6 protein-coding genes and 1 pseudogene are annotated in these 3,008 nt (G+C 54.8%); all 7 read right to left on the bottom strand.

Annotation, left to right across the window (positions count from 1 at the left end):
* Positions 1-28 precede the first annotated feature (28 nt).
* A complete protein-coding gene (gene rplP, locus HT737_RS12245; protein WP_003228729.1) occupies positions 29-442 on the bottom strand; it encodes a 50S ribosomal protein L16 in 414 nt (137 codons plus the stop codon).
* 12 nt (positions 443-454) lie between these two features.
* On the bottom strand, positions 455-1,141 hold the full coding sequence (gene rpsC / locus HT737_RS12250) for a 30S ribosomal protein S3 (RefSeq protein ID WP_003176422.1): 687 nt from the start codon (positions 1,139-1,141) through the stop codon (positions 455-457).
* Between the two features lie 13 nt (positions 1,142-1,154).
* The gene (gene rplV / locus HT737_RS12255; protein ID WP_003103908.1) at positions 1,155-1,487 is read right to left on the bottom strand and encodes a 50S ribosomal protein L22; all 333 of its coding nucleotides are present in this window, start codon (positions 1,485-1,487) and stop codon (positions 1,155-1,157) included.
* An 11-nt stretch (positions 1,488-1,498) separates the two neighbouring features.
* On the bottom strand, positions 1,499-1,774 hold the full coding sequence (gene rpsS, locus HT737_RS12260) for a 30S ribosomal protein S19 (protein ID WP_003228731.1): 276 nt from the start codon (positions 1,772-1,774) through the stop codon (positions 1,499-1,501).
* Between the two features lie 16 nt (positions 1,775-1,790).
* A complete protein-coding gene (rplB, locus tag HT737_RS12265) occupies positions 1,791-2,615 on the bottom strand; it encodes a 50S ribosomal protein L2 (RefSeq protein WP_003228734.1) in 825 nt (274 codons plus the stop codon).
* A gap of 14 nt (positions 2,616-2,629) precedes the next feature.
* Positions 2,630-2,929: a 50S ribosomal protein L23 gene (gene rplW / locus HT737_RS12270; RefSeq protein ID WP_002555488.1), complete on the bottom strand. Its 300-nt coding sequence runs from the start codon at positions 2,927-2,929 to the stop codon at positions 2,630-2,632.
* Positions 2,926-3,008, bottom strand: a pseudogene (locus tag HT737_RS31815) (hypothetical protein); the annotation flags it as partial. The pseudogene HT737_RS31815 and the gene rplW, both read right to left, overlap by 4 nt.

The raw sequence follows: 3,008 nt of genomic DNA on the forward strand, positions 1-3,008 counted from the left end.
GATTTTTCACGAAGTTCATTCGCTTTCATCACATCACCGTCCGTTTAACAAAGGAGGTGGCGAGCGGCAGCTTTGCAGCAGCCAGGGCGAAAGCCTCACGCGCCAGCTCTTCAGAAACACCCTCGATTTCATACAGGACTTTGCCTGGCTGAATCTGGGCAACCCAGTATTCCACGTTACCCTTACCTTTACCCATACGAACCTCGAGAGGCTTTTTGGAGATCGGCTTGTCCGGGAATACACGGATCCAGATCTTGCCGCCACGTTTTACGTGACGGGTCAGAGCACGACGCGCTGACTCGATCTGACGAGCGGTGAGACGACCACGAGCAACAGACTTCAGCGCGAACTCGCCGAAGCTGACTTTGCTACCGCGCAGTGCCAGACCACGGTTGTGGCCGGTCATCTGCTTGCGGAACTTCGTACGCTTAGGTTGCAACATTTGGCGTACCCCTTACTTAGCAGCTTTTTTACGAGGCGCTGGTGCTTGCGGCTTCAGCTCTTCTTGGCGACCACCAATTACTTCGCCTTTGAAGATCCAAACCTTTACACCGATCACACCGTAAGTGGTGTGAGCTTCGTAGTTGGCATAGTCGATGTCGGCACGCAGGGTGTGCAGTGGCACACGACCTTCGCGATACCATTCAGTACGTGCGATTTCAGCACCGCCGAGACGACCGCTCACTTGGATTTTGATGCCTTTGGCACCAATGCGCATGGCGTTCTGTACTGCGCGCTTCATAGCGCGACGGAACATTACACGACGCTCCAGCTGCTGAGCTACGCTCTGCGCAACCAGCATACCGTCGAGCTCCGGCTTGCGGATCTCTTCGATATTGATGTGCACAGGCACACCCATTTGCTTGGTCAGGTCCTGACGCAGTTTCTCAACATCTTCACCCTTCTTCCCGATAACGATACCTGGACGAGCGGTGTGGATGGTGATGCGTGCAGTTTGAGCCGGACGATGGATATCGATACGGCTTACGGACGCGCTTTTTAGTTTGTCTTGGAGATACTCACGCACCTTCAGATCTGCGAACAAGTAGTCCGCATAAGTCCGACCGTCTGCGTACCAGACGGAGGTGTGCTCCTTGACGATTCCCAGGCGAATGCCAATGGGATGTACTTTCTGACCCATCTCTTCGACTCCGTTACTTGTCAGCAACCTTGACAGTGATATGGCAAGACCGCTTGACGATGCGATCAGCACGGCCTTTGGCACGTGGCATGATGCGCTTCAGCGAACGCCCTTCGTTGACGAAAACGGTGCTGACCTTCAGGTCATCAACGTCTGCGCCTTCGTTATGCTCGGCGTTGGCTACGGCCGACTCCAGCACTTTTTTCATGATCTCGGCGGCTTTCTTACTGCTGAAAGCCAACAGGTTGAGCGCTTCGCCCACCTTCTTCCCGCGGATCTGGTCGGCGACCAAGCGGGCTTTCTGGGCGGAGATTCGAGCGCCCGACAACTTAGCGGCTACTTCCATTTCCTTACCCCTTAACGCTTGGCTTTCTTGTCAGCCACGTGCCCACGATAAGTGCGGGTACCGGCGAACTCGCCCAGTTTATGGCCAACCATGTCTTCGTTCACGAGAACTGGGACGTGCTGACGGCCGTTGTGTACTGCAATGGTCAGACCGACCATTTGTGGCAGGATCATCGAACGACGCGACCAAGTCTTAATTGGTTTGCGATCGTTCTTTTCCGCCGCCACTTCGATCTTCTTCAGTAGGTGAAGATCAATAAAAGGACCTTTTTTCAGAGAACGTGGCACTGTCGTATCCCTCTATTTACTTGCGACGACGGACGATCATTTTGTCGGTACGCTTATTACCACGAGTCTTCGCGCCCTTAGTCGGGAAGCCCCATGGCGATACCGGATGACGACCACCAGAGGTACGACCTTCACCACCACCATGTGGGTGGTCAACCGGGTTCATGGCAACACCACGAACGGTTGGGCGAACGCCACGCCAGCGTTTGGCACCAGCTTTACCCAGCGAACGCAGGCTGTGCTCGGAGTTCGAGACTTCGCCCAGGGTCGCACGGCATTCAGCCAGGACTTTACGCATTTCACCGGAACGCAGACGCAGGGTAACGTACACGCCTTCACGAGCGATCAGCTGAGCCGAAGCACCAGCGGAACGAGCGATCTGTGCGCCTTTACCTGGTTTCAGTTCGATGCCGTGTACGGTAGAACCGACTGGAATGTTGCGCAGTTGCAGAGCGTTGCCTGGCTTGATTGGAGCCAGAGCGCCTGCGATCAGCTGGTCGCCAGCACTCACGCCTTTAGGGGCGATAATGTAGCGACGCTCGCCGTCTGCGTAGCAGAGCAGTGCGATGTGAGCGGTACGGTTTGGATCGTATTCGATACGCTCGACAGTGGCGACGATGCCATCTTTGTCGTTGCGACGGAAATCGACCATACGGTAATGCTGCTTATGACCACCACCGATGTGACGAGTGGTAATACGGCCATTGTTGTTACGACCACCAGTCTTCGATTTTTTCTCGAGCAGCGGTGCGTGAGGAGCGCCTTTATGCAGCTCCTGGTTGACCACCTTGACCACAAAACGGCGGCCAGGGGAAGTCGGTTTGCATTTAACGATTGCCATGATGCACCCCTTCCTTACTCAGCACTGCTGCTGAAATCGAGATCTTGGCCTGGCTGAAGGGAGATAACTGCCTTCTTCCAGTCATTACGCTTGCCCAGACCGCGAGCAGTGCGCTTGCTCTTACCCAGAACGTTCAGGGTAGTGACGCGCTCTACTTTCACGCTGAACAGGCTTTCGACGGCCTTCTTGATTTCCAGCTTGGTTGCATCAGTAGCAACCTTGAAAACGAACTGGCCTTTCTTGTCTGCCAGAACCGTAGCCTTCTCGGAAACGTGCGGGCCAAGCAGAACTTTAAATACGCGTTCCTGGTTCATCCCAGCAGCTCCTCGAATTTCTTCACGGCCGACACGGTGATCAACACCTTGTCGTATGCGATCAGACTAAACTGGATCG

Source organism: Pseudomonas sp. MD195_PC81_125 (genome assembly GCF_014060985.1).
Lineage (GTDB): Bacteria > Pseudomonadota > Gammaproteobacteria > Pseudomonadales > Pseudomonadaceae > Aquipseudomonas > Aquipseudomonas parakoreensis.